This window comes from Streptococcus sp. HMSC066F01, from assembly GCF_001837335.1.
In the GTDB taxonomy this organism is placed as follows: domain Bacteria; phylum Bacillota; class Bacilli; order Lactobacillales; family Streptococcaceae; genus Streptococcus; species Streptococcus oralis_S.
In genome coordinates, this window is record NZ_KV832115.1 from 65,838 (window position 1) to 73,172 (window position 7,335).

Sequence of the window (7,335 nt, forward strand, 5' to 3'; positions counted from 1 at the left end):
CTTTTGATACAATAGTACAAAATTAGAGGAGGTGGGCTATGATTCAGAAACATGCGATTCCCATTTTGGAGTTTGATGACAATCCCCAAGCGGTCCTTATGCCAACACATGAGGGATTGGACTTAAAGTTGCCAAAGAAGTGTATCTATGCGTTTTTGGAGGAGGAGATTGACCGCTATGCTCAGGAAGTAGGAGCGGACTGTATTGGTGAGTTCGTTTCGGCCACCAAGACTTATCCAGTCTATGTCGTCAACTACAAAGGCGAGGAGATCTGTCTGGCCCAGGCGCCCGTGGGCTCTGCTCCAGCGGCCCAGTTTATGGATTGGTTGATTGGCTATGGCGTGGAGCAAATCATTTCCACTGGAACCTGTGGCGTCCTAGCCGATATAGAGGAAAATGCCTTTCTCGTCCCTGTTCGGGCTCTGCGAGATGAGGGAACCAGCTACCACTATGTAGCACCTTCTCGTTATATGGAGATGCAGATTGAGGTTATCTCTGCCATTGAGCAAGTCTTGGAACAAAGAGGCATTCCTTATGAGGAAGTTATGACCTGGACGACAGATGGTTTTTACCGAGAGACAGCTGAAAAGGTTGCCTATCGCAAGGAAGAAGGTTGTGCTGTTGTGGAGATGGAGTGCTCTGCTCTTGCGGCAGTAGCTCAGCTACGTGGGGTTGTCTGGGGAGAGTTACTCTTTACCGCAGATTCCTTGGCAGATCTGGACAACTACGACAGTCGTGACTGGGGCTCGGAAGCTTTTGATAAGGCGCTCGAACTCTGTCTTGCTATTGTGCACCACATGTGAGTGTTCTTACTGTTTTTATGGTAGAATGTAGTTATGTTATTCAAATCTTTTTTGGAAAAAATCAAGACGATGCTGGTTCGATTATCACCAGCTCGTCGCATCTTTTTAAGTTTTGCCTTAGTTATCTTCTTGGGCTCGCTCCTTTTAAGCCTACCCTGGGTTCAAGCAGCAACGTCACAAGCGACCTACTTTGACCATCTCTTTACGACTGTGTCCATGGTCTGTGTGACAGGGCTCTTCACCCAGCCGGTGGCCTCTACTTACAATATCTGGGGCCAGTTGATTTGCATGCTGTTAATCCAGATCGGTGGTTTGGGGCTTATGACCTTTATCGGAATCTTTTATATCCAAGGCAAGCAAAAGCTCAGTCTTCGTGGTCGGGAGACTATTCAAGAAAGTTTCAGTTATGGAGAAACCCAGTCTCTAAAGGACTTCATCCGCTCAATCTTTCTGACGACTTTTCTGGTGGAAGGGCTCGGTGCCTTTCTCCTGAGTTTCCGCTTCATTCCTGAATTTGGCTGGGGACGAGGGGTGTTAACTTCTATCTTTTTGGCTGTTTCAGCTTTCTGTAATGCTGGATTTGATAATTTTGGAAGTACGAGTTTGGTAGCTTTTCAAACGGACCCCTTGATCAATCTAGTGATTGCAGGTTTGATTATCACGGGTGGTCTAGGATTTATGGTCTGGTTTGACCTAGCGACCCAGTTTGGGAAGAAGAAAAAACGCCGCCTGCGTTTCCATACCAAGCTGGTTCTCTTTTTAACGGCGGGAATTCTGCTCTTTGGAACCGTATCGACTTTGTTCATCGAGTGGAATAATCCTGGAACGATTGGAAATCTCAGCGCTCCAGAGAAATTGCTGGTCAGCTTTTTCCAGACCGTTAGTATGAGAACGGCAGGCTTTGCTTCCATTGATTACACCCAGGCTCGACCAGCTACCTTGTTCATCTATATCCTACAGATGTTTCTAGGAGGGGCGCCTGGAGGGACAGCAGGGGGGCTCAAGATTACGACCTTCTTTGTCTTATTGGTCTTTGCTCGTAGCGAACTATTGGGCTTGCCTCATGCCAATGTAGCTCGGAGGACCATTGAACCCCGAACCGTGCAAAAATCTTTCAGTGTCTTTATTATCTTCTTGCTAACATTCTTGCTGGGCTTGATCCTACTAGGGATAACAGCAGAGGGAAATCCGCGCTTCATCTACCTCATGTTTGAGACCATTTCAGCCCTTGCGACAGTTGGGGTGACGGCAAATTTAACACCAGAGCTAGGCAAGATAGCCCTCAGCATCGTTATGTTGCTGATGTTTATCGGCCGTATTGGTCCCTTGACACTACTGGTCAGTGTAGCGGAATACCAGCCAGACAAGAAAGATACGATTCACTATATGAAAGCAGATATCACTATCGGATAAGAAAGGAAGAACGATGTCAGATCGGACAATTGGAATTTTAGGTTTGGGAATTTTTGGGAGCAGTGTTTTGGCTGCCCTAGCCAAGCATGACATGAATATCATTGCTATCGATGACCACGAGGAACGCATTAATCAATTTGAACCTGTGCTGGCGCGTGGAGTAGTTGGAGATATCACGGATGAAGAACTCCTTCTATCAGCGGGGATTGACACCTGTGATACCGTAGTTGTCGCAACGGGTGAAAATCTGGAGTCTAGTGTTCTCGCGGTCATGCACTGCAAGAGTCTCGGAGTGCCGACCGTCATTGCCAAGGTCAAAAGTCATACAGCTAAAAAGGTTCTAGAAAAAATTGGGGCAGACGCAGTCATCTCACCAGAATTTGAAATGGGGCGCTCATTGGCGCAGACCATCCTCTTTCATAACAGCGTAGACGTCTTTCAGCTGGACAAGAATGTATCGATTGTCGAGATGAAAATCCCCCAATCATGGGTAGGTAAAAGCCTCAGTCAGTTGGATTTGCGTGGGCGATACAACCTCAACGTACTTGGTTTTCGTGCCTACGAAAATGCTCCCCTAGATGTTCAATTCGGTCCCGATGACCTTTTACGGTCAGGCGCCTATATCATGGCGGTGATTAATAACCAACATTTGGATACTCTAACAGAGCTGAGTGAGTAGGAGAGGGAGAGCTGTTTTTTTCCAATAACTATTGAGTTAATATAAGTATTTTATAAGAGGGATTTAAGAAAAATTTTAACTTTTTCTTAATCCTTTTTAATTTTAGGAGATTATACTAGAGTCATCAAAAAAAGAAAACTCTAAGGAGAAACCTATGAAATTCAATCCAAATCAGAGATATACTCGTTGGTCTATTCGCCGTCTCAGTGTCGGTGTTGCTTCAGTTGTTGTGGCTAGTGGCTTCTTTGTCCTAGTTGGTCAACCAAGTTCTGCACGTGCTGATGTCGTCAATCCGACTCCTGCCCAAGTCGTACCAGACGCTGCTTCGGTGAGTGAAAAGAGCGACTTACCAGCAGAGGTTCTCAAAAAAGCAGTCGATGTAGCTCTTCCTTCAGAACAGTCTATTCCAACACCTAGAGCAAGTGAGGATACGACAAGCTCTTCAGAAAAAGCGGACGCAACTGCTAAAGAGCCAGTAGTAGCACCAAAAGAAGAAATGCAAGCAAAGCCAGATTCTAAGAAACAAACAGAAGATGCAGTTAAACCTGTGGAAAGTCCTGCGTCTACAGTTTCTGGACAAGAACGTGAAGCCAGTGAAGCGCAAGCAGCAACCACCCCAGCTGAAGTGCAAAAAGGTGTGGCCGACAACACCAAAGATACAGTAGATGTCCCAGCTAGTTACCTTGACAAAGCCAATTTCCCAGGTCCATTTACAGCTGGTGTTAACCAAGTCATTCCATACGAATTCTTCGCTGGTGACGGCATGTTGACTCGCCTTATCTTGAAAGCATCCGATAAGGCTCCATGGTCCGACAACGGAACAGCTAAAAATCCTGCTCTCCCACCAGTAGAGAAATTGGGCAAAGGCCTTTACTTCTACGAAGTAGACTTGGCAGGCACCCAAGGAAAATCAGATAAAGAGCTGCTTGACCTCTTGAAACAAAATGGTACGCAAAGCTATAAAGCTACTATCAAGGTGTACGGTGCGAAAGATGGCAAACCTGACTTAACTAATCTGGTAGCGACTAAAGATTTGGATGTTAACTTGAATGGCTTGACCACTCCAGCTGAAGTGCAAAAAGGTGTGGCCGACAACACCAAAGATACAGTAGATGTCCCAGCTAGTTACCTTGACAAAGCCAATTTCCCAGGTCCATTTACAGCTGGTGTTAACCAAGTCATTCCATACGAAGCTTTTGGTGGAGATGGTATGTTGACTCGCCTCTTGTTAAAAGCATCAGACAAAGCTCCATGGTCAGACAACGGAACAGCTAAAAATCCAGCTCTATTGCCGCTTGAAGGCTTGGCTAAAGGTCAATATTTCTACGAAGTGGATTTGAATGGCAATACGGTTGGCAAAGAAGGACAAGCCCTTCTAGATCAACTTCGAGCTAACGGAACACATACATACCTAGCTACTGTTAAAGTCTATGGCTCTAAAGATGGCAAACCTGATTTGACCAATCTGATTGCTACTCGTCAAGTAACGATTCGACTTCGTGGAAAAGAAATGGCGACAACACCATCTCAACCAGATCAGATGAATACGAAGCCTTCTGAAACAGGCTCTACAGGCACGACTGAGGGTATGATGGGTACAGATCACCATATGTCAGATATGAAAGTAGATCAACCAGCTTCTAGCCCAATGGCTAATATGATGAAAAAAGATGATAAAGCGATGCTACCAAATACTGGGGAAGCTAAAACGGCTACAGCTGGCCTTGGTATCTTTGGTCTAGCCTTGGCAGGTCTTGTTGGACTTTTGGGTTTGACAACCAAACGAGAAGATTAAGATTCAAATCACTTAAACATTAGGGAAAATAGTGTTATACTAAAGCAAGTATAACACTGTTTTTATCGAAGGAGTGTCGGATGAAAAAGACAATTTTGCTGGTTGATGATGAGATAGATATTCTAGATATTCAAAACCGCTATCTTATACAGGCAGGTTACGATGTTTTGGTCGCCCATGATGGTAAGGAGGGCTTAGAGCTTTTCAGAAAAAAATCTATCGACCTCATTATCACAGATATCATGATGCCCAATATGGATGGCTATGATTTTATCAGTGAAGTTCAGTATATCGCTCCGGATCAACCCTTCCTCTTTACAACTGCTAAGACAAGCGAACAGGATAAGATTTATGGATTAAGTTTGGGGGCAGATGATTTTATAGTCAAACCCTTTAGCCCACGCGAATTGGTTTTAAGAGTGAATAATATCTTGCGTCGCCTTAGCCGTGGAGGAGAGACAGAACAGATCGAGTTTGGTGACTTGGTAATCAACCATGTGACTCATGAGGTTCGCATTGGGGAGCAACCTTTGGAATTGACAGTAAAATCCTTTGAACTTTTATGGATATTAGCCAGCAATCCCGAGAGAGTCTTTTCAAAGACGGAACTTTACGAGAAGGTATGGCAAGAGGACTATGTGGATGATACCAATACACTCAATGTTCATATCCATGCTTTGAGGCAAGAGTTGACCAAGTATACGAATTCAAATGCTCCCGCTATCAAAACTGTCTGGGGTTTGGGCTATAAGATGGAAAGACCAAGAGGTAGAAAATGAAATTAAAAAACTATATTTTAGTGGGGTATCTAGTGTCGACTCTACTAACGATTTTGGTCGTTTTCTGGGCAGTCCAACGGATGTTGATCGAGAAAAGTGAAGTTTACTTTCTAGTTGGAATGACCTTGATTGCTAGTTTCATTGGCGCTGCAGTGAGCATCTTTCTTTTGTCGCCTGTGTTCTCTTCTCTGAAACATTTGAAAAAACAAGCTCAGGATATAGCAAGCAAGGATTTTAGCACAGAAATTGAAACCAAGGGACCATTAGAATTTCAAGAACTGGGCCGGGCTTTTAATGACATGTCCCACAAATTGCAGGCTACCTTTCAATCACTTGATGAGAGCGAGCAAGAAAAGAGAATGATGATTGCGCAGCTCTCTCATGATATTAAAACTCCCATTACCTCCATTCAGGTTACTGTGGAGGGAATTCTAGATGGAGTAATTAAGGAAGAGGAGCGGCTCCACTACTTAACCACGATTGGTCGGCAAACCGAGCGTCTAAACAAGCTAGTAGAGGAATTGGATGTTTTGACTCTTAACACCCAACCTCAAGATACTGCTGATGAAGAAGTCGAAGAGGTCTTTTTAGATCAGCTGTTGATTGAGTCAATGAGTGAATTTCAACTCCAGATTGAACAAGAGGAGCGAGATGTTTACATTCAAGTGTCACCTGAGTCGGCGAAAATCAAGAGCCATTCTGACAAACTTTCTCGCATTTTGGTTAATTTGTTAAACAATGCCTTTAAATATTCAGAACCAGGAACCAGAATCGAGGTTCTTGCCCAATTAACAGAACAAGAGCTGAGAATCAGTGTGAAAGACGAGGGACAGGGAATCCTTCCTGAAGATTTGGAAAAGATCTTTAAACGACTTTATCGTGTAGAAACTTCACGCAATATGAAGACAGGTGGGCATGGATTAGGTCTTGCGATCGCACGCGAACTAGCCCATCAGCTTGGTGGCGAAATCACAGCAGAAAGTCAATATGGCTTAGGAAGCAAGTTTACATTCAGCCTCAATTTGAAATAAAGGCGTAAAATCCCTTTACAAATATAGCTTTTCATGGTACAATAGCCTTTGTGTGAAATAGCAGCAGGAAAGCATGAAGCTCGTCAACAGGTGTCTTATGACAAGTAACCTTGGCTGTTTAGGCGAAGGGCATCTGCACGAATCAGGGCTTTCTAAGTGACTATTTCCACCGAAATATTATTTATATCAGGAGGACATTCACATGTCACGTTATACAGGACCATCTTGGAAACAAGCTCGTCGCCTTGGCCTTTCACTTACAGGTACAGGTAAAGAATTGGCACGTCGTAACTACGTACCAGGACAACACGGACCAAACAACCGTTCTAAATTATCAGAATACGGTTTGCAATTGGCTGAAAAACAAAAACTTCGTTTCACTTACGGTGTAGGTGAAAAACAATTCCGTAACTTGTTCGTACAAGCTACAAAAATCAAAGGCGGAATCCTAGGTTTCAACTTCATGCTTCTTTTGGAACGTCGTTTGGATAATGTTGTTTACCGTCTTGGCCTTGCGACTACTCGTCGTCAAGCTCGTCAATTCGTAAACCACGGTCACATCCTTGTTGATGGAAAACGCGTTGATATCCCATCATACCGCGTAACTCCAGGTCAAGTGATTTCAGTTCGTGAAAAATCATTGAAAGTTCCAGCAATCCTTGAAGCAGTAGAAGCTACTCTTGGACGTCCAGCATTCGTATCATTCGACGCTGAAAAATTGGAAGGTTCATTGACTCGCTTGCCAGAACGCGACGAAATCAACCCAGAAATCAACGAAGCACTTGTCGTTGAATTCTACAACAAGATGCTTTAATTTTAAGAAATATCTTACAGA

The 7,335-nt window shown here is 44.0% G+C and carries 7 protein-coding genes; all 7 read left to right on the forward strand.

Annotated features, from left to right (window positions below):
- The first annotated feature begins 38 nt into the window (after positions 1-38).
- The 7 genes from HMPREF2655_RS03980 to rpsD all read left to right on the forward strand — a co-directional run bounded on the left by HMPREF2655_RS03980 (position 39) and on the right by rpsD (position 7,314).
- Positions 39-803, forward strand: a complete 765-nt coding sequence (locus HMPREF2655_RS03980) for a nucleoside phosphorylase (RefSeq protein ID WP_000615019.1) — start codon at positions 39-41, stop codon at positions 801-803.
- Between the two features lie 33 nt (positions 804-836).
- Positions 837-2,216 carry a TrkH family potassium uptake protein gene (locus tag HMPREF2655_RS03985; RefSeq protein WP_070837692.1) on the forward strand — a complete coding sequence of 460 codons (1,380 nt, stop codon included), beginning with the start codon at positions 837-839 and terminating at the stop codon, positions 2,214-2,216.
- Between the two features lie 13 nt (positions 2,217-2,229).
- Positions 2,230-2,895, forward strand: coding sequence for a potassium channel family protein (locus HMPREF2655_RS03990; RefSeq protein WP_001283882.1), 666 nt, complete (start codon positions 2,230-2,232; stop codon positions 2,893-2,895).
- Positions 2,896-3,049: 154 nt separating this feature from the next.
- Positions 3,050-4,690: an SSURE domain-containing protein gene (locus tag HMPREF2655_RS03995; RefSeq protein WP_070837695.1), complete on the forward strand. Its 1,641-nt coding sequence runs from the start codon at positions 3,050-3,052 to the stop codon at positions 4,688-4,690.
- A gap of 80 nt (positions 4,691-4,770) precedes the next feature.
- On the forward strand, positions 4,771-5,469 hold the full coding sequence (locus HMPREF2655_RS04000) for a response regulator transcription factor (protein ID WP_000751223.1): 699 nt from the start codon (positions 4,771-4,773) through the stop codon (positions 5,467-5,469).
- A complete protein-coding gene (locus HMPREF2655_RS04005) occupies positions 5,466-6,500 on the forward strand; it encodes a sensor histidine kinase (protein WP_070657052.1) in 1,035 nt (344 codons plus the stop codon). Before HMPREF2655_RS04000 ends, HMPREF2655_RS04005 begins: the two co-directional genes overlap by 4 nt.
- 202 nt (positions 6,501-6,702) lie before the next feature.
- Positions 6,703-7,314, forward strand: a complete 612-nt coding sequence (rpsD, locus tag HMPREF2655_RS04010; protein ID WP_000092756.1) for a 30S ribosomal protein S4 — start codon at positions 6,703-6,705, stop codon at positions 7,312-7,314.
- Positions 7,315-7,335: the final 21 nt, after the last annotated feature.